Raw genomic sequence first — 24,481 nt, forward strand, 5'->3', positions numbered from 1 at the left:
CGCCCTGAATTAAATCGGGGCGTTTTTTTATGCGTATTGGCCACGGCTATGATGTGCACCGTTTCGCCGAAGGCGATTTCATCACCCTGGGCGGCGTGCGGATCGCGCACCACCACGGGTTGCTGGCTCATTCCGACGGCGACGTGGTGCTGCATGCCTTGAGCGATGCCTTGCTCGGCGCAGCCGCGTTGGGCGACATCGGCAAGCACTTTCCGGATACCGACCCGACCTTCAAGGGCGCGGACAGTCGTGTGCTGTTGCGTCACGTGGTCGGCTTGATCCATGCCAAGGGCTGGAAGGTCGGCAACGTCGACAACACCATCGTCGCCCAGGCGCCCAAGATGGCCCCGCATATCGAAACGATGCGCGCGCTGATTGCCGCGGATCTTCAAGTTGAGTTGGATCAAGTGAACGTAAAAGCCACCACCACCGAAAAGCTCGGGTTTACCGGTCGCGAAGAGGGCATTGCCGTGCACTCCGTTGCCTTGTTGCTGCGCGCATGAATGATCTGCAACTGCTGGGCCCGCGTGCCTATGGCGAGGCCTTGGGCAGCGCTGTTCTAAAGGCCACCGCTGAAGACTTCCAGGTGGATGAAGTGCTGGATATCCCGCTGACCGGCGAGGGTGAACACCTGTGGTTGTGGGTGGAAAAGCGCGGCCTGAATACCGAAGAGGCGGCGCGGCGGATTGCCAAGGCGGCGGGCGTGCCGTTGCGTACCGTCAGCTACGCCGGGCTCAAGGACCGCCAGGCGCTGACACGCCAGTGGTTCAGCGTGCAGTTGCCGGGCAAGGCGGACCCGGACCTGAGCGCGGCTGAAAACGACACCCTGAAGATCCTCAAGACCGGCCGTCACAAGCGCAAGCTGCAGCGCGGCGCGCATTCGGCCAACGGCTTTACCTTGCGCCTGACCCAGTTTGCCGGGGATGCGGCGGCCATCGACGCCCGCCTGCAACTGATCGCCAGGCAAGGCATTCCCAACTATTTCGGCGCCCAGCGTTTCGGCCATAACGGCGGCAACGTCGTCGATGCCCGTGACTGGGCCGCGCGCAAGGCCTTGCCGGAGCAGCGCAATGTGCGTTCGCGCCTGCTCTCGACGGCCCGCAGTTTCCTGTTCAATAAAGTGCTGGCGGCGCGGGTGGCCGACGGTTCCTGGCAGCGCGCCCAGGTCGGTGACTTGCTGGCGTTTACCGACAGCCGCAGCTTTTTCCCGGCGGGGGAGGCTGAATGCAGCGACCCGCGCCTGGCAATCCTCGACCTGCATCCCACCGGCCCGCAGTGGGGCGAAGGTGATTCGCCGGCGGCGGGAGCAACCTTCGCGCTGGAACAGGCGATTGCCGACGGTGAAGCCGAACTGCGGGATTGGCTGGTGAATGCCGGCATGAGCCAGGAACGTCGCATTCTTCGACTGCCCATTGGCGGGTTGACGTGGCATTATCCCGAACCTGACATTCTGCAATTGGAATTCGTCCTGCCGGCTGGATGCTTCGCCACTGTCTTGGTGCGCGAGCTTGTAGATCTGGTGCCGGTGGGGCAGACGGACAGCCCATGCGTATTCTGATATCTAACGACGACGGGGTCACTGCACCCGGCCTTGCCGCGCTTCATGCTGCGCTGGCGGATTACGCCGAGTGCGTGGTGGTTGCCCCGGACCAGGACAAAAGCGGCGCCAGCAGCTCGCTGACGCTCGACCGTCCGTTGCATACACAGACGTTGCCCAACGGCTTTATCAGCGTGAATGGCACGCCGACCGACTGCGTGCACCTGGCGATCAACAGCCTGCTGGACCGCGAGCCGGACCTGGTGGTTTCCGGGATCAACCTGGGCGCCAACCTGGGTGACGACGTGCTGTATTCCGGTACGGTGGCGGCAGCCCTTGAAGGGCGCTTCCTCGGTCGGACCTCGTTCGCTTTTTCGTTTGCGTCCCGTCAATTGGACAACCTGGCGACTGCGGCGTATTTCGCCCGCAAGCTGGTGGAGGCCCATGACACCCTGGTCCTGCCGCCGCGCACGGTGCTCAACGTCAATATTCCCAATCTGCCCCTGGACCACATTCGCGGTATCCAGCTGACCCGCCTCGGCCACCGTGCCCGTGCGGCAGCGCCGCTGAAGGTGGTCGACCCGCGTGGCAGGGAAGGGTACTGGATTGCCGCTGCCGGCGATGCCGAGGACGGTGGCGAGGGCACGGACTTTCATGCGGTGATGCAAGGTTATGTCTCGATTACCCCGTTGCAACTCGATCGCACCTTCAGTGATGCCTTCAGTAGCCTCGATGGCTGGCTGGAGGGGCTGCGCTGATGGCTCGTGAACAAGACGACCTGCTGCGCCGGGGCATCGGGATGACCTCCCAGCGCACCCGCGAGCGATTGATCCAGCGCCTGTATGAAGAAGGGCTGTCCAATGCCCAGGTGCTGGAAGTCATCCGGCGTACCCCGCGGCATCTGTTTGTCGATGAAGCCCTGGCGCACCGCGCCTATGAAGACACAGCCTTGCCCATCGGCCACAACCAGACCATCTCCCAGCCCTATATGGTGGCGCGGATGAGTGAGTTGCTGCTGGCGGCGGGCCCGCTGGACAAGGTGCTGGAAATCGGCACCGGTTCCGGCTACCAGACGGCCGTGTTGTCGCAGCTGGTGGAGCGGGTGTTTTCCGTGGAGCGCATCAAGGTGTTGCAAGACCGGGCCAAGGAACGCCTGGTGGAGTTGAACTTGCGCAACGTGGTGTTCCGTTGGGGTGATGGCTGGGAAGGCTGGCCGGCACTGGCGCCATACAACGGCATTATCGTCACCGCGGTGGCGACCGACGTGCCCCAGGCCTTGCTCGATCAACTGGCTCCCGGCGGGCGCCTGGTGATTCCGGTGGGCTCCGGCGAAGTGCAACAATTAATGTTGATCATTCGCGAGGAAGAGGGCTTTTCCCGGCATGTGCTCGGCGCCGTGCGTTTTGTCCCGCTGCTCAACGGTCCGCTGGCCTGATCAATTATTTCTGCGTACTGAATTCTATTGCCGGGTATGTGTCTTACAGCGGGGTCTGTTGAGTCCACATGATCAGCCGTCGGAGTTAAACATGATGAAATTTTCTTTAGAATCGTGTTTCCAGTAAAAACCCAACGGCCAGTTATACTTGCGTCATATTTCAAGCCTGATACAGGCGTTCATAGTCAGCCACCACAAAGGGAGCGGCGGGTGAGTCTCACGGTCATTGCACAGCGTATGAGTCAAACAAGCTTTCAGCGACTGGTGATTGGCCTTGTCTTGAGTTCCTTGCTGGCGGCTTGTTCAAGCACGCCATCCGGTGGCGCGCGGGTGGTCGACCGCAATAACGCGGTACCGCAGAAACCTACCGTTACCACAGGCCAATACGTCGTGCGCAAGGGCGATACGATGTTCTCGATCGCCTTTCGTTATGGCTGGGATTACAAGGCGCTCGCCGCCCGTAACAACATCCCTGTGCCATACACGATACATCCAGGTCAGACCATTCGTTTCGATGGACGAACCGGTTCAACACCGACCGCGGTAGTCACAAACACGGCTTCTTCGCCGTCGTCTTCGAGCAAGACCACCATCATCACCCGGCCTGCAGGCACCGCCGCGCCTAGCGTTGCGAGCAAGCCGGCACCTGCGCCGATGCCGCCGGCGGGGCCCGCACCGACCGGCTGGGGATGGCCCTCAAATGGCATCCTTATTGGAAAATTCTCTTCAAACGGTAGTTTGAATAAAGGCATTGATATCGCCGGGGATTTGGGACAGCCTGTTTTAGCTGCGTCTGATGGGACAGTGGTGTACGCCGGGAGTGGTTTACGGGGCTACGGCGAGCTGGTCATCATCAAACACAGCGATACCTACGTCAGTGCCTACGGTCACAACCGCAGGCTGTTGGTTCGGGAGGGGCAGCAGGTCAAAGTCGGACAGACAATTGCCGAGATGGGGTCAACTGGTACAGACCGGGTGAAACTGCACTTTGAGATTCGCCGCCAAGGGAAGCCTGTTGATCCGCTGCAATTCCTTCCCCGTCGTTGATGTGTTGCACAGCCTGTTCCTCACGTAGTAGGAACAGGCTCCAGCGTTGCCAAGGATAAAGGCGTCGCTTGAGCTTGAGGTCGAACTCACCAAAGGACTATAACAATGGCTCTCAGTAAAGAAGCGCCGGAGTTTGACATCGACGATGAGGTTCTCCTTATGGAGACTGTCATCGATACGGAATCGATGTCGAATGAGGGACCTGCTGTACCTTCAGTTCGCACCAAATCCAAGAACTCCACCGCGTTAAAGCAACACAAGTACATTGATTACACACGGGCGCTCGACGCGACTCAGTTGTACCTCAATGAAATCGGCTTTTCCCCTCTGCTCACTCCCGAAGAAGAAGTCCATTTTGCGCGCTTGTCGCAAAAGGGCGATCCGGCTGGGCGCAAGCGCATGATTGAAAGCAACCTGCGACTGGTGGTGAAAATCGCCCGACGCTACGTCAATCGTGGGCTGTCCCTGTTGGACTTGATCGAGGAAGGCAATCTCGGCCTGATCCGGGCGGTGGAAAAGTTCGACCCTGAGCGGGGCTTCCGCTTTTCGACCTACGCCACCTGGTGGATTCGTCAGACCATCGAACGGGCGATCATGAATCAGACCCGTACGATCCGGTTGCCGATCCATGTGGTCAAGGAGCTCAACGTCTACCTGCGGGCGGCGCGTGAGCTGACACAGAAACTCGATCATGAACCTTCGCCTGAAGAAATCGCCAACCTGCTGGAAAAACCGGTGGGAGAGGTCAAGCGCATGCTCGGTCTCAATGAGCGGGTGTCTTCTGTCGATGTCTCGCTGGGTCCGGATTCGGATAAAACCCTGCTGGACACCCTGACCGATGATCGTCCTACGGACCCATGTGAGTTGCTGCAGGACGACGATCTGTCGCAAAGCATCGACCAGTGGCTTTCGGAGCTGACGGACAAACAGCGTGAGGTGGTGATTCGCCGCTTCGGGCTGCGCGGCCACGAAAGCAGCACCCTGGAAGATGTTGGCCTGGAGATTGGCTTGACCCGTGAGCGGGTGCGGCAGATCCAGGTCGAGGGCCTCAAGCGCTTGCGCGAGATCCTCGAGAAGAATGGCTTGTCGAGTGAGTCGTTGTTTCAATAAACGACGCAGGATGAAATGTGGGAGCGGGCTTGTGTGGGAGCTGGCTTGCCTGCGATAGCATCACCTCGGTGCAACTGATAGATCGAGGTGATGCTATCGCGGGCAAGCCCGGCTCCCACATAGGTGGGCTCCCACATTTTTTTGTGCATGGAATTACATCGTGTGATTGCTCGTTCCCACGCTCTGTGTGGGAAAGCAGCCCAGGACGCTCCGCGTCCCAAAGCGTGACGCAGAGCGTCACAAGAGGCATTCCCACGCAGAGCGTAGGAACGAGCGGGCACAAAAAAGCCCCGCTTTTGAGGGCGGGGCTTTTCGACTAAATCAGTAAAAGTTAGATAACTTGAACTTCTTCAGCTTGCATGCCTTTCTGACCGCGGGTAGCGATGAAAGAAACCTGTTGGCCTTCTTTCAGGCTTTTGAAGCCGTCGGATTGGATAGCTTTGAAGTGAACGAACAGGTCGTCACCGGATTGTGGAGTGATGAAGCCGAAGCCTTTTTCATCGTTGAACCACTTAACGGTACCAGTTTGGCGATTAGACATGGTGTATCTCCTTGGACAAAGTTAACTGCGACTCAGGAAAAGCCCTGGCCGAGACTGAGTGCAAAGAGCAGGAAAAATTCTTGGAGATGGTTGGATCGAAATTCAACATATCGTGTAGAGATTCTCAGTGACACAAGCAGCACAGTGGCGCCACCTTAACCCTTTTTCCGGAACGTGCCAATGGTATTTCCGAAGGTTTCTCTATTTTCGTGACTGGCGGCACCCTGATACCGCACCAACACCCCACAATTGAAGGTGCGCCCCGCCCAGCAGGGGCTGCGCGGCGCCAAGAAAAACAGCCGCCCCTTTGAACCACGGGGCCAGCCCCGGTAAGATGCCCAACAGAATTTTTTCACCTCGCTATTCAGGACACCCGCCATGAGCATCAAATCGGACAAGTGGATTCGCCGCATGGCGCAAGAGCACGGCATGATCGAGCCCTTCGTGGAGCGCCAGATGCGTGGCGAAGGCGCTGAGCGGCTGATCTCGTTCGGGGTTTCCAGCTACGGCTACGACGTACGCTGCGCCGATGAGTTCAAGGTGTTCACCAACATCAACTCGGCAACCGTCGATCCGAAAAACTTCGACGAAAAAAGCTTCGTCGACGTCAAGAGCGACGTCTGCATCATCCCGCCAAACTCCTTTGCCCTGGCGCGCACCGTCGAATTCTTCCGTATCCCGCGTAATGTCCTGACTATCTGCCTGGGCAAAAGCACCTACGCGCGCTGCGGCATCATCGTCAACGTGACGCCGCTGGAGCCGGAATGGGAAGGGCACGTCACCCTGGAGTTCTCCAACACCACCACCTTGCCGGCAAAAATCTACGCCAACGAAGGCGTGGCGCAGATGCTGTTCTTCGAATCCGACGAAGAGTGCGAAGTGTCCTATAAGGACCGTGGCGGCAAGTATCAGGGCCAGCGCGGCGTCACTCTCCCACGCACTTGATCGAATCGTCTTACAGGCTAAGGGAATTTGTCAGCGGGCATGCACTCTATTGGGTGTACTGCCCCGACGCGTGCACAACGCGCCGGGCCACGCTTGAGGAGTCCCCTATGAAGCTCGATCCGCGAATCAGCGCCGAACTCGCCCGGCTTGAACCCAACCAGATTGGTGTGATGGCCTGGTCCTTGATGGCCGATCCCGCCGCAGGCGGCATTCCCGGCCAGCCAGGTCCCGATGATCCCTGGCCCAACCAGCCTGAAGAGCCTGGCGAACCCACTCTCCCTGACGAACCGCCTCCCGCCCCTGTGGCCTGATTTCCTGCACGTGTCGCCAATGGTCAGTTGCTCAACGCACTGGCCATACTTCCTGGTCTCCGATCACGAAGATCCGGCTGCCTTCTTCCTGCGTCACTGAATAACCCCCGGTAAAAGCGCCGAACGCCGGTAGCAGGCTGACTTGGTTGCCGATCAGGAAGCACGGCAGGCGCAAGCTTTGCCGGCCCTTGCCCCGCAGGCGATACACCGGATGCACGTGCCCGGCCAGCACATGGTGGCTGGCATGGGCGTCGGGCTCGTGCTGCAAGGCAAATGGGCCCATCAGCAAGGGTTCGGTCACCACCTCAATATTCAGATCGCCAGGCGGGTCGCCAGCGCGTTTGTCGTGGTTGCCGCGAATCAGCGTGAGCGCCACGCCTGCATGACGCTCACGCCAGGCTCTCAGGGCGTTCAGGGTGCCGCTGGCGTGAGAGCCGGGCCCGTGGAGAAAGTCGCCGAGAAAGATCACCTGCGCGCCGGGGAAAGCCGCCAACAACCGGTCCAGGCGCTGCAGGTTGGCCGTCGTCGTGCCCTGTGGCACTGGCTGGCCCAGGCTGCGATAGGCCGACGCCTTGCCAAAATGCGCGTCGGCGATCAGCAGGCACTTTCTCGCAGGCCAGTACACCGCCTTGTCCGCCAGCAACCACAGCGCTTCTTCCGCCAGATGTATCGGGTAATGAGCGGGCATCAGGGCTTCCCGTTATCGGCGACTTTTTCCAGATCCTTGACCATCCGCGCAATCCGCTCCGAGAGTTTTTCCGAGCTCAGGCTTTCCCGAAAACGTTCCACCAGCAGCGGAAAGGCCAACGGCGTAGGCCGTTTGATGCGATGCAGGTCCAGCTTCAACCCAGACAGGTGGCGCAAGGTCTCTTCCAGGCGACGAATATCCAGCTCATCCCGCAGGACTTCTTCCCCGGCCTGGGTCAGCAGCAGGTTCTGCGGGTCATATTGCTTGAACACTTCAAAGAACAAACCGCTGGAAGCCTGGACCTGACGCGTACTTTTCGGCGCGCCCGGATAGCCTGCGAACACCAGCCCGGCGATCCGCGCGATCTCGCGAAAACGTCGCAGGGCCAGCTCACCGGCATTCAGGCTGGCTACCACGTCATCCAGCAGATGATTCGCGCTCAGCAGTTCGCCGCCCAATAACTCAGGCCAATCCACTTCGGTCGCACTCAACAGTTCCAGCCCATAGTCATTGACCGCAATCGAGAACGTCACCGCCTGCTGCCGGCTGACGCGCCAGGCCAGCAGGCTCGCCAGCCCCAGATGCACCTGGCGCCCGGCAAACGGATACAGGAACAGATGCCAGCCCTCCCGGGACTTGAGGGCCTCGGCCAGCAAGTGATCGCGGGTCGGCAGCCCGGACCAGCGCAGTTGGGTTTCCAGCAAGGGTTGCACCGCTTGCATCTCCGGGCCGAGATAGTGACCGTGGGCAGCCGCATCAAAGCGCTCGACCACCGCCTGGGCCAGCTCGTTGGAAAGAGGCATGCGCCCGCCGTTCCAGCGTGGCACGGCAGCCTTTTTCGCGGTGCTGCGCTTCACATAAGCAGTCATGTTTTCCACCCGTACCAACTCCAGCAAGCGGCCGGCGAACAGGAAACCATCCCCTGGCTTAAGTCGTGCAATAAAGCCTTCCTCGACACTGCCCAGGGTCTTGCCACCGCCGCCTTTGCTCCAGAATTTCAGCTGGATGCTGGCGTCGCTGACGATCGTACCCACGCTCATGCGATGGCGTCGCGCCAGGCGTGCGTCGGGGACGCGCCAGATGCCGTGTTCGTCCGGCTCGACGCGGCGGTAATCCGGGTAGGCCGTCAGTGACAGGCCACCATGGCGCACGAAACCCAGGGCCCAGGCCCAATCTGCTGCGCTCAGGTCACGATAGGCCCACGCGGTGCGCACCTCCGCCAGCAGCTCATCCGGCACAAAGCCGCCGCCCAGCGCTATGCTCACCAGATGCTGCACCAGCACATCCAACGGCTTGTGAGGCGACTGGCGCGCTTCTATGCGCCGTTCAGCGATGGCGTCCTGCGCGGCAGCGGCTTCCACCATTTCCAGGCTGTGGGTTGGCACCAGCGTGACCCGCGACGGCCGGCCCGGTGCGTGGCCGGAGCGCCCTGCGCGCTGCATCAGCCGGGCTACGCCCTTGGCGGAGCCAATCTGCAGTACCCGTTCCACCGGCAGGAAATCTACCCCCAGGTCCAGGCTCGACGTACACACCACGGCCTTCAGTTGCCCCTCCTTCAGGGCTCGCTCCACCCAGTCCCGGGTTTCCCGGGACAGCGAGCCGTGGTGCAGGGCAATCACTCCGGCCCAGTCGGGGCGCGCGTCGAGCAGGGCCTGGTACCAGATTTCCGATTGTGCCCGTGTGTTGGTAAACACCAGGCAACTGCTGCTGGCATCGACTTCGGCCACCACTTGCGGGAGCATTTTCAGGCCGATATGGCCGGCCCACGGAAAGCGCTCGATAACCGGTGGCAACAGGGTGTCCACTCGCAACTGTTTGGTGGTTTGGCCTTGGACGTTGATCCCGCCGCCTTGTGGGATCAACACCTCCAACGCGTGGGCCTGATTACCCAGGGTTGCGGAAATGCCCCACACAATCAGGTCGGGGTGCCATTGCCGAAGGCGTGCGAGGGCCAGTTGCAATTGCACGCCGCGTTTGTTGCCGATCAGTTCGTGCCATTCGTCCACTACCACCATGCGCAGGTGCGACAGGCTGGCCTGGCTGTCGGCGCGGGCGAGCATCAGCGTGAGGCTTTCCGGGGTGGTGATCAGGGTGGTGGGCAGACGGCGGGTTTGGCGGGCGCGTTCGCTGCTGCTGGTGTCGCCGGTGCGCAGGCCGACGGTCCAGGGGATTTTCAGTGATTCGAGCGGGGCCTCAAGGGCGCGGGCGGTGTCGGCGGCCAGGGCGCGCATTGGGGTGATCCACAGGACGGCCAGCGGTTCGGCGGGGGCTTTGCGTTTGCGGGGTGTGGTTTCGGTGATGGCGAATCGGTTGAGGGCGGCGAACCACAGGGCGTAGGTTTTCCCGGCGCCGGTGCTGGCGTGGAGCAGTCCTGACTGGCCTTCCTTGACTGCGTGCCATACGTCTTTTTGGAAGGCGAACGGTTTCCAGCCCTTGGCGGTGAACCAGTCTTTGGCGAAGTTGGGGGATTTGACCATGCTTGGGGCTCTGGGGGGGTAATTCAGAGACCTTTGGGGTGGGGGAAAGGTTTAACTGCGATTTTTTTTGGGGCGGGGTGTATATCCGTTATTTAGGTAACGGCTGCCTATGGTTCCGCTCTTACAGCGGGTCACTTTTGGCAAACGCCCCAAAAGTAACCAAAAGGTCTTTGCCCCACCACTCGGTGCCTCGCCTAGGCTCGGCATGCCCGCACTCCGGCACGGCTCCGCGGGCCGCCGCGACGGGCCATCCATGGCCCGGCGCGGCTAAATCGGCATCCTTGCCGATTTACCCGCTCCACCGTGCCTACTTGCGGCCATCGTGGTTGACGGGGCCTGCAGATCAAAATCAAAAGCAAAAGCACGGCGGCCTGAAAGCCGACCTGAGTGTTAAAAGCCAGATCAAAAACCAGAGCGAAAGCAGAGCTGCTTTTCTGTAGGAGCTGGCTTGCCGGCGATGCAGACAACTCGGTGTATCAGGCAAACCCAGTTGATGCCATCGCCGGCAAGCCAGCTCCTACAGTGGACCGTCCCCGCTTTAGCTTTTGATTTTGCTTTTAACACTCAAGCCGGCCGGTAGGCCGCTGTGCTGTTGATCTGCTTTTGATCTTGATCTTGGGCGCCCCGTTAAACCACGCTGGCCGAACGCAGGCTTTGGAGCGTGGGTAACCCGGCAGGACGCCGGGTTAGCCGTCCTGGGCCAGGGATGGCCCATGACGGCGGCCCACGGTCCAAAGCCGGAGTGAGGGCACTCCGAGCCTAAGCGAGGAGCCGAGTGGTGGGGCAAGAGCGTTTTGCTTACTTTTGCGCTGTTCAAAAGTGAGCCGCTGTAAGAGCGGAACCATAAGTGGCCGTTACCTAAATAACGGATATACACCCAACCCCTGCGGGCTACTTCAAATTCCCACTCAAAAACTGCTGCAACCGCTCGCTCTTCGGATTACCCAGCACATCCTCCGGCGCACCCTGTTCCTCCACCAACCCCTTGTGCAAAAACAGCACCTGGCTCGACACCTTGCGCGCAAAGCTCATCTCATGGGTCACCATGATCATCGTCCGGCCTTCCTCAGCCAAACCCTGGATCACCTTCAACACCTCACCCACCAACTCCGGGTCCAGCGCCGAAGTCGGCTCGTCAAACAGCATCACCTCCGGCTCCATCGCCAGCGCCCTGGCAATCGCCACCCGCTGTTGCTGGCCACCCGACAAAAACGCCGGATATTGACCGGCCACCCGCGCCGGCAACCCCACCTTGTCCAGATACCGGCGAGCGCGATCCTCGGCGTCCTTCTTGCTGCAACCCAGCACCCGGCGCGGCGCCATGGTGATGTTCTCCAGCACACTCATGTGGCTCCACAGGTTGAAATGCTGAAACACCATCGCCAACCGCGTACGCAGGCGCTGCAACTCAGCATCATCCGCCACGCGCATCCCATGGCGGTCACTGACCATGCGAATCTGCTGCCCATCCAGCGTCATCGCGCCATCATTGGGCTGTTCAAGAAAATTGATGCAACGTAAAAAGGTGCTTTTGCCCGAGCCACTGGCGCCGATCAAGCTGATCACATCACCGGTCCTGGCCTTGAGCGAGACACCTTTGAGCACCTCATTGTCGCCATAGCTTTTATGCAGGCCTTCAACGGTCAATTTGTACATGGGGCGTGCATCCTCAAGGCGAAAGTAGGTAGCCGCTGCGATAGGCTTCAGTGCCTGCGACATGGGCAATGACCATCCCGGCAGTGGCCATGCGCCGCAGCGAACGAGCGTAAAGCAGCCCGGCATTGCGGCAATGCACTGGCGTTACGCGGTCGGAAATGGGGTCGATGATTTCGGCGATCAGTTGCCCGGCGTCCACGTATTCCCCAGGCAGCGCGCTGAATACCAGCAAGCCGCCCACGGGTGTGGCCACCGGCTCGACGCCCGCCAGCGGTGTGGCGGGGTAGGGCAATTCCGGTAGCGGTGCCGGCTCGCCGCTGATTGCGCCGAAGTGAATCAGGTAATCGATGATCGCCTGGCAGTCGAGGCTGGCCAGGCCGTGGTTGACGTCGCCCTGGCCGCGCAACTCGACGGTCACCGAAAAGCTGCCCATCGGAATCGGGAAGCGCTCGCCAAACCGTTGTTGCAATTGCCACCACACCAGCGTGAAACACTCATCGAACGACTGCCCACCGGAATCGGTAGCCAACAGGCTGGCTTCCGAACCGATATAGCGCGCCAGCGGCTCCACCTGCGGCCACGCCTCGGGGGTGGTGTACAGGTGTGCAACGGCTTCGAAGTCGCAGTGCAGGTCCAGCACCATGTCGGCATCACACGCCAGGCGTTGCAGCACCAGGCGTTGGGATTCCAGTTGTGTGACGGGCGTTTGCGCCGCCAGGGCCATGGTCAGCGCATCGCGGATCAGTTCGACGTTGTGCGCAGGATCATCTCCCAGCAGGCCTTCGACTTGATTGCCAACCTCGTCGGACAGGTCGACAAACAGGCGGTTGAAGTTCTGCCCGCTTTCCAGCTCGTAGCGGCCCAGGGGGATGTCCATCAACACCTGTTCCAGGCCGGTCGGGTTGGCGATCGGTACCAGCACGATCTCGCTGCGCAGGCGGCCGGCCGCAGCCAGCTCCGCCAGGCGCGCCTTCAAGTGCCAGGCCACCAGCATGCCCGGCAATTCGTCGGCGTGCAGTGACGACTGGATGTAGACCTTGCCTTCGGCCTGCTCCGGCCCGAAGTGGAAACTGTGGATTTGTCGCTCCGTGCCCGGCACCGGCGCCACAAGTGGATGAATCTGATGACGCATGAAGGCTCCTTAGTGGCTGGGGCCGAGAAAGGCCAGCCAGCGACGCTCCGCCAGACGAAACAGACCGACCAGGGCAAAGGTCACGGTCAGGTAGATCAGCGCAGCGATACCGAATGATTGAAAGGTCATGTAGGTGGCCGAGTTGGCGTCCCGGGCGACTTTCAGGATATCCGGGATGGTCGCGGTGAAGGCCACCGTCGTCGAGTGCAGCATCAGGATCACTTCATTACTGTAGTACGGCAGCGAGCGGCGCAGGGCCGACGGCATGATCACGTAGGCATACAGCTTCCAGCCGCTGAGGCCGTAGGCTTTCGCCGCTTCGACTTCGCCGTGGGCCATGCTGCGGATCGCCCCGGCAAAAATCTCCGTGGTGTAGGCGCAGGTGTTGAGGGCGAAGGCGAGAATCGTGCAGTTCATCGCATCACGAAAGAACGCGTCCAGCACCGGCTGCGCGCGAACCGCCGCGATGCTGTAGATCCCGGTGTAGCAAATCAGCAACTGGATATACAGCGGCGTGCCGCGAAACAGGTAGGTGTAGAACTGCACCGGCCAGCGTACCCAGCGATTGCGCGACACCCGCGCAATGGACAGCGGGATCGATACCAGGAAGCCGATGAAGATCGACGCGCTGAGCAGCCACATCGTCATGGCCAGCCCGGTGATGTGCTGGCCGTCGCTATAAAGGAAGGGGCGCCAGTATTGCTGGATAAGTTCGATCATCGCACTGCCTCCCGGGAGCCTGCGGAGTAGCGCCGTTCGAGGCGGCGCAGGACGAAGTTGGACGCGCTGGTGATCAGCAGGTAGATAAACGCGGCGATCACCAGGAAATAGAACAGCTGATAAGTACTCTTGCCGGCATCCTGCGCGGCCTTGACCAGGTCGGCCAGGCCGATGATCGACACCAGTGCCGTGGCCTTGAGCATCACCATCCAGTTATTGCCGATGCCCGGCAGGGCGAAGCGCATCATCTGCGGGAAGGTCACGAAGCGAAACCGCTGGCCACGCGTGAGCCCGTAGGCCGTGGCGGCCTCCAACTGGCCACGGGGCACGGCGAGGATCGCGCCGCGAAAGGTCTCGGTGAAATACGCACCGTAGATAAAGCCCAGGGTGATCACCCCTGCGCTGAATGGGTCGATCTCGATGTAGTCCCATTCCATAAAGTCGGTAAAGCTGGTCAGCCAGATTTGCAGGCTGTAGAAAATCAGCAGCATCAGCACCAGGTCGGGCACGCCGCGAATCAGGGTGGTGTAGATCTGCGCGGGAATCCGCAGGAACGGCAGGCTGGACAGTTTGGCAGTAGCCCCGAGCAGGCCCAGCAACACGCTGACGGCCAGGGAGAACACCGACAACTTGACGGTCATCCAGGTGCCTTGCAGCAACAGCGGGCCGAAACCCTTCAAGCTGAAGGCACTGAGCCCCAGGGTTTGCAAAAGATCTTCGAACATAAATCAGGACCTATGGCGATAAAAAAGCGCCCCTCCAGAGGAAGGGCGCCCCAGGCATTATTTGCCGCTGTACAGGTTCAGATCGCCAAAGTGTTTCTTCTGGATGGTGGCGTAGGTGCCATCATCGTGTAACGCTTTGATACCTTTATCCAACAAGGCCTTGAGGTCTTTGTTACCTTTTTTGATACCGACCGCAGTTTTGGACGGCAGCAGTGGATCGTCGATGGCCTTGCTGACTTCGTAGTCAGCACCGGCTGGCGACTTCAAAAAGCCCAGTTCGGCTTGCAGCATGTCCTGCACGGAAGCGTCCAGGCGGCCGGAAGTCAGGTCGGCGTACACCTGGTCCTGGTTGGCGTAGGCCTTGGTGGTGACACCGGCCTTGTCCAGTACGGCCTTGGCGTAGGCTTCCTGGATGGTGCCTTGCTCGTAGCCAACGCTTTTGCCCTTGAGGGACTCAGGCGTGGAGTAGTTCGCGCCCTTTTTGAACACCAGGGAAGTTGGGCCGGAGAACAGCTCGTTGGAGAAGTCGATCGCCTTTTCACGGGCTTCGGTCACGGTCATCGAGGAAATCACGCCGTCAAACTTGTTGGCGTTGAGGCCTGGAATCATGCCGTCGAAATCACTTTCGACCCACTTGCACTTGACCTTCAGCTCGGCACAGATGGCATTGCCCAGGTCGATATCGAAGCCCACCAGGCTGCCGTCAGCGGCTTTCGACTCAAATGGCGCGTAGGACGGATCGACACCAAAACGCAATTCCTTGTATTCCTTGGCCAGCGCGGAACCGGCGGCCATGCACAGAGCCAGTGCAGAAAGGGTCAGCAATGCTTTTTTCATTATGTAATCCCTGGAAACCAAGATAAGCGCTTGTGGCGCGGTTAGGACTGTTACTGAACGGTGTCAGACCGGACTCAAGTAGCAATTTCTGCACCATAGTTCCGAATGGTCGTTTTAAAAGGTGAGATTAAGGAGTTGTGCCAGTAGGAAATGCCCGAAAATGGGCATTGATCAATCTATGCATTATTTTGGGGCGTGTGAGGTTTTCAAATGTGGGAGCGGGCTTGCTCGCGAATGCGGTGGATCAGTCGGTACATGTATTGACTGACACACCGCATTCGCGAGCAAGCCCGCTCCCACATTGATCGGTGGCGTTCGTGAGAGGCTTGTCAGGCCAGTAAATCCTGCAGGGTCGCCAGGTTGTCGGCTTCCTCGACGGCCTTGTCCTGGCGCCAGCGCAACATCCTCGGGAAACGCACCGCAATTCCGCTCTTGTGCCGCTTGGACAGGGCAATCCCTTCAAAACCCAGTTCAAACACCATGCTCGGCGTGACGCTGCTCACCGGGCCGAATTTCTCCACGGTGGTCTTGCGCACGATGGCGTCGACCTTGCGCATTTCCTCATCGGTCAGCCCCGAATACGCCTTGGCGAACGGGACTAAAGTACGCTCAGTACCGGGCGGGCCGTCCCACACCGCAAAGGTATAGTCGCTGTACAGGCTGGCGCGCCGGCCATGGCCGCGCTGGGCGTAGATCAACACCGCATCGACGCTGAACGGGTCGACTTTCCACTTCCACCACACGCCCATGTCCTTGGTCCGGCCCACGCCGTAGAGCCCGTCCCGGGCCTTGAGCATCATGCCTTCCACGCCCAGGCTGCGGGACGCCTCACGCTGCTCTGCCAAGTCTTGCCAGCTATCGCCGATCAGCACTGGCGACGTGCGCAACGTTGGCTGGTCGCAGTCGCTGACCACCAGCTCCAGTTGCGCCCGGCGTTCGGCCTGGGTGTGGTTGCGCCAGTCTTCGCCGTGGTGTTCCAGCAGGTCATAAGCGAGCACGGCGACCGGCGCGTCTTCGAGGATTTTCTTGCCCAGGGTCTTGCGGCCGATACGCTGTTGCAGCAGGGCGAAGGGTTGCACCGAGTCCTTCCACACCACGATTTCGCCGTCGATCACCGTGCCATCGGGCAGGCTGTTTTCCAGGTCATGAAGCTCCGGAAAGCGCTCGGTGACCAGTTCTTCGCCCCGAGACCAGACCCACAAGCGGCCTTCGCGCTTGACCAGTTGTGCGCGGATACCGTCCCACTTCCATTCCACTTGCCAGTCAGCAGGGGAGCCGAGCAAGGCATCGAACTGCTCCACCGGCTGGGCCAGGCCATGGGCCAGGAAAAACGGATAAGGCTGCCCGCCACGCTGGGCGTGTTCGTCGGACGATTCGGCGGCAATCAGCTTCAAGTAGCCTTCGGCCGTCGGACGGTTCGACAGGTCGGTGTAGCCCACCAGCCGCTGGGCCACGCGTTTGCTGTCCAGCCCGGCCATGGCGGCCAGGGCGCGGGTGACCAGCAACTTCGACACACCGACCCGGAAGCTGCCGGTGATCAGCTTGATGCAGAGCATCAGGCTCGGCTGATCCAGCTGTGCCCACAACGCGGGCAGGCGTTCTGCCAGTTCTTCTGGCGGCAGGCCACGCAAGGGCAGGAGTTTTTCTTCCAGCCACACGGCCAGACCATCGTCCGAGGTGTGGGGCGATTCCGGTAACAGCAGGGAAATGGTTTCCGCCAGGTCGCCTACCGACTGATAACTCTCTTCGAACAGCCACGGCTCAATGCTCGCGGCTTCGGTGGCCATGTCCCGCAGCAACCGGGTGGGCACCAGTTGCCGGGGCCGGCCGCCGGATAAAAAGTACACCGCCCACGCAGCATCTTCCGCGGGCGCCTGTAGGAAATAAGCCTGCAAGGCGGCGAGCTTGGCGTTGCTGGAGGTGGTGGCGTCGAGGTTGGCGTACAGCTCGGCGAAGGCTTTCATGACGTGGCCTCCTCTTCGTCATCGCCGTATTCGGTGGTGAATCCCTGGGCATCCAGGCCCTTTTCCCGCAGGTGCCTGACCAATACGCCCACAGAACCGTGGGTGACCATTACCCGCTCGGCACCGGTTTGCTCAATGGCCCATAACAGTCCGGGCCAATCGGCGTGGTCCGAGAGCACAAAGCCGCGATCCACGCCGCGCCGACGCCGGGTTCCGCGCAGGCGCATCCAGCCGCTGGCGAAGGCGTCACTGTAGTCGCCGAAGCGGCGCATCCAGGTGCTGCCACCGGCGGAGGGCGGGGCGATGATCAGGGCCTGGCGCAATAAAGGGTCGGTCTTTTTGAAGTCGCCGGCGTAGAGGGTTTCAGGGATATAGATGCCAGCTTCGCGGTACACCCGGTTCAAGGGTTCGACCGCGCCATGGCTGAGGATCGGGCCGATGCTGGCGTCGATGCCGTGGAGAATCCGCTGGGCTTTGCCGAAGGAATAACAGAACAACACGCTGGCCTTGCCGGCGGCGATATTGGCCTGCCACCAGTCGTTGATCCCGGCAAAAATCTGCGCCTGGGGCTGCCAGCGGTAGATCGGCAGGCCGAAGGTCGATTCGGTGATAAACGTATGGCAGCGCACCGGTTCGAACGGCGCGCAGGTGCCGTCGGGCTCGACTTTATAGTCGCCGGAGGCGACCCAGACTTCACCCTGGTATTCCAGGCGCACCTGGGCGGAGCCGAGGACATGGCCGGCGGGGTGGAAACTCAAAGTGACGCCGTGGTGGCGCAGGCTTTCGCCGTAGGCCAGCGTTTGCAGGTTGATGTCCTGGCCGAGGCGCGAGCGCAGGATACCTTCGCCGGGGGCGGCGGCCAGGTAGTGTTGGTTGCCGGTGCGGGCGTGGTCGCCGTGGGCGTGGGTGATGACCGAACGTTCCACCGGGCGCCAGGGGTCGATGTAGAAATCCCCGGCGGGGCAGTAGAGGCCTTCGGGCCGGGCGATAACAAGGTCCATGGGCGTGCCGTGGAGGTGGGCTTGTTAATTATGAGGCGAGGGCGGGTGGAGAAGTTCTATCGGAATGCATGCAATCAAATGTGGGAGCTGGCTTGCTGTGGTGAGGGGGCTTGTCCCCCGTCGGGTTCACCACAGATTGATGGGGCTGCTTCGCAGCCCAACGCGGGGCAAGCCCGCTCACCACAGCAAGCCCGCTCCCACATTTTGATCCGGTTGAGTCAGGGAAACCGGGTTATTTACCCGGCACCAACGTCAACCGCGTCTTCCCATACACCCCGTCAAAGTTCTGCGGCTGCATCGGGAAGCTCAGGTATTGCGCCTTCAGCCACGGGTCGATGCCATTGGCATAGTTCGGGCTGGCCGGGTTGCCGGATTGGCCGATGCCGCTTTGGCCCATCATCGGTTCCGCCAGGCCGAAGTCGACAATCATCCGCAGCGCCGGCACCTGGGTCGTGTCGAAACTCTGGCCCCAGCTATACGGTGCGCTGTTCAGCGTGTTGTGATCGCCGCCCGCGGCCAGTGGGCCGCGAATGGCCTGGCCGCTGGTGTTCTTCCAGGTGTAGCTGTGCAGTTTGCCCCACTGCCAGGCCTTGTGATCGGCGCCCAGCGCGCTGTCGCCTGCGGTGATCGCGGCGGCCAGGCTGCGGGCGAGGATCGCCGGCTTGTCGGTTTTCTGCCCGGTGCGGGCGTCATTCCAGAACGGGCTGTCTTCGCGCCCCAGCAGGTGGTCGGCCACCGCCGAGTACGACAGGTTGGCGTTACCGATGAAGGCTTTCCAGGTGGCGCTGTTTTCCGGACCGAGTTCGTCGAGGAAAATCTGCTTGGCGCTTTCCTGCAGGAACAACTCATAAATCGCCGCGTCGGCGGAGGTGGATGCCAGCCGACCGTCGAAGGCCATCAGGCGGCCCAGTGCTTCCCGCGCCTTGGCCTGGTCTGCCACCGGCAATCCATCGATCGCCTGTTTCAGCGGCTGGGCCATGCCCGGCGCCTGGAACATGCTCTTGAGCTTGGCGGCAAACGTGGTGGTCTGGTCGTACTGCATGGCAATCATGCTGCGGCTGTCATGCTTGCCGCTGCCGGCCAGTTGCGCGATACGTTCGGCGCGTTCCGGCGCGGCCCACGAGTTGGACAGTTGCATGCCGTAGCCACGGGGAATGGTGCGCTGGTTGGCCGTGCCGATCCAACCCTGGGCCGGGTCCTGATCGTAGGGGTGCAGCATCGCGTCGGCGTAGCCATCCCAGTCGAAACGCCCGTCCCAGCCCGGCGATGGCACCAGGCCTTCGCCTTCACGGCGGTTGGGGAAGCGCCCGGTCACTTGCCAGCCAATGCTGCTGGCGTCGGCGAAGACCATGTTCAAGGCAATTGCGCGAATTTCCCGGGTGGCGTCAGACGCTTTACCGGCGGTTTGCGCACGGGACAGGTCGAAGAACGCGTCCAGGCTCTTGTCGTCCTTGAAATCGGCGGTTTGCAACGCCAGGCCGTAGCCGCTGGTCAGCGACTGGGCACTGTTGAGCAGCGGCCCGTGGCGGGTTTCGTACACCGCTTCGCGAATCGGCCGCTGGCCCTTGGCGAAGTAGGTTTCATTGCGCACGATGGCGGGCAGCCATTTGCCGTTGTTTTCGTAGTACAGCGCGTTGCCCTGGCGCTTGACCTTCTCCAGGAATACGTCCTGGGTGTCACCCGAGACCTGGCTCATGCTCCAGGCCACCTTGCCGTTGAAGCCGGAAAGCAGGGTTGGCAAACCGGCGATGGACACACCGGCGGCCTGGTATTTCGGCGAGCGGATCTGCACGTAGTTCCACAGCGACGGGGCCTGCATCGAGGTCGACAGGTCATTGGCCAGCAGGCTCTTGTTGCTGCGGCTGCGCTGCGGGCCGATCGCCCAGTTGCTGGAGCTGGACGTGCCCAGGGTGTTGAGGGTGCCGAGGTGCTCGCTGAGGCTGGTCAGCGCAGCGAGGCCCGGGATCTGGCCCAGGTTGATGCCCTTGAGCTTGTCGGACTCGGCCACTGGCAGCGGTTCATCCGGGTAGCTCGGGGTCAGCCAGGCGAGTTTGTCGGCACCGACTTTTTGCGCGAGCACCAATGACGACAGCTCTTCCTGCAAGTTGGTCGACTCGCTGAAATTCAGCAGGCAGAACAGCAGCGCCGAATCTTCCGGCTTCCAGTATTCAGGCTTGTAGCCAGTCTGGGCCAGGTCTGGCGGCAGCTTGTCGCGGTAGCGGAACAGGTAGGCGTTGACCCCGCGCGCATACACCTCAAAGAAGCGCTTGAGGCGCGGCGACGAGGCGTTATACAGCTCGCCGGCGCTTTTGCGCAGGTTGACCGCCCGCATGAAACGGTCGACATCCAGCATATCCGGCCCGGACATTTCCGCCAGGCGGCCCTGGGCCAGCAGGCGCAGGGTGACCATCTGGGTGATGCGGTCGCTGGCGTGCACGTAGCCCAGGGTGAACAGCGCATCGTGGAAGGTGCTGCTTTCAATCAGCGGGATGCCCTGGCTGTTGCGGCGCACCGAAACGTTCTGCGCCAGGCCCTTGATCGACTGTACGCCGGAAACCGGAGGCAGGGTGTCTTGGGTGCTCTGTAACTGGCAACCGGCCAGGCCCAAGGCACTGGCAATTGCCGCGGCAACGCCGAACCGGGGAAGAAAATGTGAGAGGGCTGGCGAGGCCATGGCAAAGCTCCTGCGGGGGGTAGCGTCAGTAAAGGCGCTACGTTAGTGAGCGCGGCGAAACGACGCAAGCGGGAGGCGATGCTTATTTCAGGATTTGCGTAAGGTTTCTAGTCGGGCACAAATCAGTGTGGGAGCGGGCTTGCTCGCGAATGCGGTGTATCAGCTAAAAGAGTTGTGGCTGATCCACGGCATTCGCGAGCAAGCCCGCTCCCACATTTTGATCCCGTTGACCTTCAGGATTTTGGCGGATTGACCTTCTGCACCAGCTCATAGGCACGCACCGTCGCCGGGCGTTGCTTGATGTGGTTGAACCAGCGTTCTACATGTGGGAAGTCTTCCAGCTTCTGGCTCTGCCACTTGTGGGAAACGATCCACGGGTAGATCGCCATGTCGGCAATGCTGTATTCCTCGCCGGCCACGAACGTGCGGTCGGCCAGGCGCCGGTCCAGCACGCCATACAGGCGGGCGGTCTCATCCACATAGCGTTTGATCGCGTAGGGAATCTTTTCCGGGGCGAACTGGCTGAAGTGGTGATTCTGGCCGGCCATCGGCCCCAGGCCACCCATTTGCCAGAACAGCCATTGCAGCGCTTCCTGACGACCACGCAGGTCCTGGGGAATGAACTTGCCGGTTTTTTCCGCGAGGTACAGCAGGATCGCACCGGATTCGAACAGGGAAATCGGCGCGCCGCCGTCGGTCGGGTTCTGATCGACGATGGCCGGGATGCGGTTATTGGGTGCGATCTTCAGGAAGTCGGGCTTGAACTGATCGCCCTGGCCGATGTTGATCGGGTGTACCTCGTAAGGCAGGCCGGCTTCTTCCAGGAACAACGACACTTTGTGACCGTTGGGGGTGGTCCAGTAATACAGGTCGATCATGAAGCTCTCCAAGGGTGGTGATGCTTGAGCGAATGCCTGTAGGTATAGGTGATGTTAGGGTGACGAAAATTCAATGAAACATTTGGGTCTATCGATATGGAAATTCGTGCGGGCGCAGCGTTGATTCTGATTGACCAGCAAAAAGGCATTCATCATCCCAGGCTGGGACGGCGCAATAATCCGCACGCCGAGGCGCGCATGCTGGCGTTGCTGGCGCATTGGCGGCGCGAAGGCTGGCCGGTGATTCATGTGCAGCATCTTTCCCATTCGCCGGAATCGGTGTTCTGGCCGCAGCAGTCGGGGGTTGAGTTTCAGGACGCGTTTATTCCGCAGGCGGGTGAGCAGTTGATCCAGAAACGCGTGCCGGACGCATTTTGTGGGACGGGGCTGGAAGCGAGGTTGCGTGAGGCCGGGCTTCGGCAAGTGGTGCTGGTGGGCGTGGCCACCCATAACTCGGTGGAGGCCACGGCCCGCAGTGCCGGCAACCTGGGGTTTGAGACGTGGGTTATCGAAGATGCCTGCTACACCTTCGACAAGGCGGACTTTTTCGGGCAGATGCATTCGGCGCAGGCGGTACATGCCATGTCGTTGGGCAACCTGCACGGCGAGTACGCCACAGTGATTTCCTCCAAACAGTTGCTGGAGTGACCGTTGTGGCGAGGGAGCTTGCTCCCGCTGGACCAGGCTGGAGCTCCAGTGCGAAGCGCTCCCGAGTGCCTCACCTCAGTCCGCCTGAAGACGCGCGTGCACAGATTTTGGGGCTGCTACGCAGCCCAACGGGAGCAAGCTCCCTCGCCACAGAGGATCTAAGCCACCGCTCCGTCCACCAACACCTGCAACGTTTGTTGTGAGCATCGCTCGATGCGTACCCGCACACCATAGACTTCGGCAAACAGCGCCGTATCCAGCACGTCATCCGCCGCGCCACTGGCGTACAGCCGGCCCTGGCGCAGCACCGCGATATGGTCGGCATAGCGCGCCGCGAGGTTGATGTCGTGCAGCACCACCACGGCGATCAGGTTGTGTTCCCGCACCAGGTCGCGCACGCAATCCATGACCTTCAACTGGTAGTTCAAGTCCAGCGCACTGGTGGGTTCATCCAGCAGCATCACCTGTGGCCGACGCGCAATCAGTTGCGCCAGGCTGACCAGTTGCCGCTGGCCGCCGGATAACGTGCTCAATAGCTGATCCGCCAGATGAGCGATGCCAATCCTTTGCAACGCATCAAAGGCCTCGCGCATGCACGCGTCGCTTGAAAGCGCAATGCCCTCGACGTTCGCCACCCGCAGCGCCGCGATCACGCTTTCCATCACACTCAGGCTCAAGCCCGGCGGAAGGTTTTGCGGCATATAGGTCACACGCCGGGCGCGGTCACCGACGGACATTTTCGTCAGGTCCAGGTCACCCAATCTGACAACGCCGTGCATCTTTTCCAGCCCCGCCACCGCCCGCAGCAACGTCGACTTGCCCGCACCGTTCGGCCCGATCAACGCGGTCAGGCTGCCGTGGGCCAAGGTTGGCAAACTCAGGTCATGCACAATCTGGCGCCGGCCATAGCTGACCTGGGCGTTCTGAATCGACAGCCCGCTGCTCATAACTGCCTCCCGCGCTTGAACACCAGCAACACGAAAATCGGCACGCCCACCAGCGCGGTGACGATACCCACGGGTACGATCACCCCGGGCATGATCAGCTTGCTGGCGATGGATGACAGCGACAACAACAACGCGCCGACAAGCGCGCTGGCCGGCAGCAGGAAGCGCTGGTCTTCACCCACCAGAATCCGCGCGATGTGCGGACCCACCAGGCCGATAAATCCGATGGTTCCCACAAACGCCACGGCGGTGGCCGACAGCAGGCTGATGCGCAACAACGAGAAAAACCGCAGGCGCTTCACATCGACACCGAAGCTTTGCGCGCGGTCTTCGCCCATGCGCAACAGGGTCAGGCGTGGCGCGGCCGCGAAGGAAAAGGGCATGACCACGGCGACCACCAACGCGAGGATGCCGAGCTTGTCCCAGTTGGCCCGGGTCACGCTGCCCAGGGTCCAGAACACCAGTTGTTGCAGCACATCTTCGGTGGCGACCAGTTGCAACAGGGCGACCACCGCGTTGCAACTGAACACCAGGGCAATCCCGAACAGCACCAGGTTTTCCACCCCGGCACCGCGCAGGCGCGACATGGCTTGCAGCAAAAAGACCGAGGCGGCGGCAAACACAAAGGCTGAAATGGAAATCGCCGTATTGGCCGACACCCACAGCGTCGTCACCGGAAACACAATCACCAGGGACGCGCCCAACGCCGCCGCCGAGGAAACCCCCAGGGTGAATGGACTGGCGAGCGGGTTGTTAAGGATCGCCTGCATCTCGGCGCCCGCCAGCGACAGCGCGCAACCGACCAACACCGCCATCAAGGCGTAGGGCAGGCGCACGTTCCAGATGATCACCTGGTCGGTGGCGCTCAGGTGGGCCGGGTGCAGCAAGCCATCGAGCAGGGCGCCAAGGCCCATGCCCGACGGGCCGCTGGCCAGGTCCACGAGGATCGCGCACATCAGCGCGCCACCCAGCAGGGCCAGCAGCCAGCAACGACGCGCGAGCAGGCGGCGATAGCCTTGGCTGGCGGTGGCGAGGTCGAGGGTTTGAGTGGTCATTGGATTCGCAGCCTTGAAAACGACGAAAATCCCTGCCGGTACACGGTCAGTGTGGGAGCTGGCTTGCCTGCGATGGCGATGGTGAATCCAACACCGCTATCGCAGGCAAGCCAGCTCCCACAGGAACCGTGTCCAGGCAGGGAATGGGTTGTG

General features: G+C 61.3%; 23 protein-coding genes. 9 read left to right on the forward strand and 14 right to left on the reverse strand.

Annotated elements, in window-relative coordinates:
• Positions 1-29 precede the first annotated feature (29 nt).
• The 6 genes from ispF (at position 30) to rpoS (ending at position 5,129) form a co-directional block, all read left to right on the forward strand.
• The gene (ispF, locus tag C0058_RS06365) at positions 30-503 is read left to right on the forward strand and encodes a 2-C-methyl-D-erythritol 2,4-cyclodiphosphate synthase (RefSeq protein ID WP_003219282.1); all 474 of its coding nucleotides are present in this window, start codon (positions 30-32) and stop codon (positions 501-503) included.
• Positions 500-1,558, forward strand: coding sequence for a tRNA pseudouridine(13) synthase TruD (gene truD, locus C0058_RS06370; protein ID WP_003219280.1), 1,059 nt, complete (start codon positions 500-502; stop codon positions 1,556-1,558). Before ispF ends, truD begins: the two co-directional genes overlap by 4 nt.
• Complete coding sequence (gene surE, locus C0058_RS06375; RefSeq protein ID WP_003219278.1) at positions 1,546-2,295, forward strand: 5'/3'-nucleotidase SurE; 750 nt, start codon at positions 1,546-1,548, stop codon at positions 2,293-2,295. The genes truD and surE overlap by 13 nt, the downstream gene beginning before the upstream one ends.
• A 41-nt stretch (positions 2,296-2,336) precedes the next feature.
• The gene (locus C0058_RS06380) at positions 2,337-2,972 is read left to right on the forward strand and encodes a protein-L-isoaspartate(D-aspartate) O-methyltransferase (RefSeq protein ID WP_010176736.1); all 636 of its coding nucleotides are present in this window, start codon (positions 2,337-2,339) and stop codon (positions 2,970-2,972) included.
• A 210-nt stretch (positions 2,973-3,182) separates the two neighbouring features.
• Positions 3,183-4,019, forward strand: coding sequence for a peptidoglycan DD-metalloendopeptidase family protein (locus C0058_RS06385; RefSeq protein WP_032898924.1), 837 nt, complete (start codon positions 3,183-3,185; stop codon positions 4,017-4,019).
• A 105-nt stretch (positions 4,020-4,124) separates the two neighbouring features.
• Positions 4,125-5,129: an RNA polymerase sigma factor RpoS gene (rpoS, locus tag C0058_RS06390; protein WP_003219274.1), complete on the forward strand. Its 1,005-nt coding sequence runs from the start codon at positions 4,125-4,127 to the stop codon at positions 5,127-5,129.
• A 331-nt stretch (positions 5,130-5,460) separates the two neighbouring features.
• On the opposite strand, the gene C0058_RS06400 is transcribed toward rpoS, so the two are convergent.
• Positions 5,461-5,670 carry a cold-shock protein gene (locus C0058_RS06400; protein WP_002554837.1) on the reverse strand — a complete coding sequence of 70 codons (210 nt, stop codon included), beginning with the start codon at positions 5,668-5,670 and terminating at the stop codon, positions 5,461-5,463.
• Between the two features lie 378 nt (positions 5,671-6,048).
• Between C0058_RS06400 and dcd the strand changes: the two genes are divergently transcribed.
• Positions 6,049-6,615, forward strand: coding sequence for a dCTP deaminase (gene dcd, locus C0058_RS06405; protein ID WP_003219273.1), 567 nt, complete (start codon positions 6,049-6,051; stop codon positions 6,613-6,615).
• Positions 6,616-6,722: 107 nt separating this feature from the next.
• Positions 6,723-6,926 (forward strand): hypothetical protein, encoded by a 204-nt coding sequence (locus C0058_RS06410; protein ID WP_003219272.1) that lies wholly within the window; start codon positions 6,723-6,725, stop codon positions 6,924-6,926.
• 31 nt (positions 6,927-6,957) lie between these two features.
• Here C0058_RS06410 and pdeM read toward each other — a convergent pair whose 3' ends face one another.
• From pdeM to C0058_RS06470, 11 genes are all read right to left on the reverse strand, one after another.
• On the reverse strand, positions 6,958-7,614 hold the full coding sequence (pdeM, locus tag C0058_RS06415; RefSeq protein ID WP_003219271.1) for a ligase-associated DNA damage response endonuclease PdeM: 657 nt from the start codon (positions 7,612-7,614) through the stop codon (positions 6,958-6,960).
• A complete protein-coding gene (locus tag C0058_RS06420; RefSeq protein ID WP_102368237.1) occupies positions 7,614-10,091 on the reverse strand; it encodes a ligase-associated DNA damage response DEXH box helicase in 2,478 nt (825 codons plus the stop codon). Before C0058_RS06420 ends, pdeM begins: the two co-directional genes overlap by 1 nt.
• 891 nt (positions 10,092-10,982) lie before the next feature.
• On the reverse strand, positions 10,983-11,747 hold the full coding sequence (locus C0058_RS06430) for an ABC transporter ATP-binding protein (protein WP_008432141.1): 765 nt from the start codon (positions 11,745-11,747) through the stop codon (positions 10,983-10,985).
• 13 nt (positions 11,748-11,760) lie between these two features.
• Entirely contained in the window at positions 11,761-12,879 is a 1,119-nt protein-coding gene (locus tag C0058_RS06435) for a succinylglutamate desuccinylase/aspartoacylase family protein (RefSeq protein WP_003209530.1), read from the reverse strand.
• A gap of 9 nt (positions 12,880-12,888) precedes the next feature.
• Positions 12,889-13,599 carry an ABC transporter permease gene (locus C0058_RS06440; protein WP_003209532.1) on the reverse strand — a complete coding sequence of 237 codons (711 nt, stop codon included), beginning with the start codon at positions 13,597-13,599 and terminating at the stop codon, positions 12,889-12,891.
• Positions 13,596-14,324, reverse strand: a complete 729-nt coding sequence (locus tag C0058_RS06445; RefSeq protein WP_008432134.1) for an ABC transporter permease — start codon at positions 14,322-14,324, stop codon at positions 13,596-13,598. The genes C0058_RS06440 and C0058_RS06445 overlap by 4 nt, the downstream gene beginning before the upstream one ends.
• Before the next feature lie 57 nt (positions 14,325-14,381).
• The gene (locus C0058_RS06450; RefSeq protein WP_003213667.1) at positions 14,382-15,161 is read right to left on the reverse strand and encodes a transporter substrate-binding domain-containing protein; all 780 of its coding nucleotides are present in this window, start codon (positions 15,159-15,161) and stop codon (positions 14,382-14,384) included.
• 329 nt (positions 15,162-15,490) lie between these two features.
• Entirely contained in the window at positions 15,491-17,125 is a 1,635-nt protein-coding gene (locus C0058_RS06455; RefSeq protein ID WP_008432132.1) for an ATP-dependent DNA ligase, read from the reverse strand.
• Entirely contained in the window at positions 17,122-18,126 is a 1,005-nt protein-coding gene (locus C0058_RS06460; RefSeq protein ID WP_003213671.1) for a ligase-associated DNA damage response exonuclease, read from the reverse strand. Before C0058_RS06460 ends, C0058_RS06455 begins: the two co-directional genes overlap by 4 nt.
• 232 nt (positions 18,127-18,358) lie before the next feature.
• Positions 18,359-20,800 (reverse strand): penicillin acylase family protein, encoded by a 2,442-nt coding sequence (locus C0058_RS06465; RefSeq protein ID WP_102368238.1) that lies wholly within the window; start codon positions 20,798-20,800, stop codon positions 18,359-18,361.
• Between the two features lie 233 nt (positions 20,801-21,033).
• Entirely contained in the window at positions 21,034-21,678 is a 645-nt protein-coding gene (locus C0058_RS06470; protein ID WP_003213676.1) for a glutathione binding-like protein, read from the reverse strand.
• Positions 21,679-21,774: 96 nt separating this feature from the next.
• On the opposite strand from C0058_RS06470, the gene C0058_RS06475 reads away from it, so the two are divergent.
• Positions 21,775-22,326, forward strand: a complete 552-nt coding sequence (locus C0058_RS06475; protein WP_102368239.1) for a cysteine hydrolase family protein — start codon at positions 21,775-21,777, stop codon at positions 22,324-22,326.
• A 158-nt stretch (positions 22,327-22,484) separates the two neighbouring features.
• Here C0058_RS06475 and C0058_RS06485 read toward each other — a convergent pair whose 3' ends face one another.
• On the reverse strand, positions 22,485-23,273 hold the full coding sequence (locus C0058_RS06485) for an ABC transporter ATP-binding protein (protein ID WP_102368240.1): 789 nt from the start codon (positions 23,271-23,273) through the stop codon (positions 22,485-22,487).
• On the reverse strand, positions 23,270-24,328 hold the full coding sequence (locus tag C0058_RS06490) for an iron ABC transporter permease (protein WP_102368241.1): 1,059 nt from the start codon (positions 24,326-24,328) through the stop codon (positions 23,270-23,272). The genes C0058_RS06485 and C0058_RS06490 overlap by 4 nt, the downstream gene beginning before the upstream one ends.
• Positions 24,329-24,481: the final 153 nt, after the last annotated feature.

The organism is Pseudomonas sp. NC02, assembly GCF_002874965.1.
Lineage (GTDB): Bacteria > Pseudomonadota > Gammaproteobacteria > Pseudomonadales > Pseudomonadaceae > Aquipseudomonas.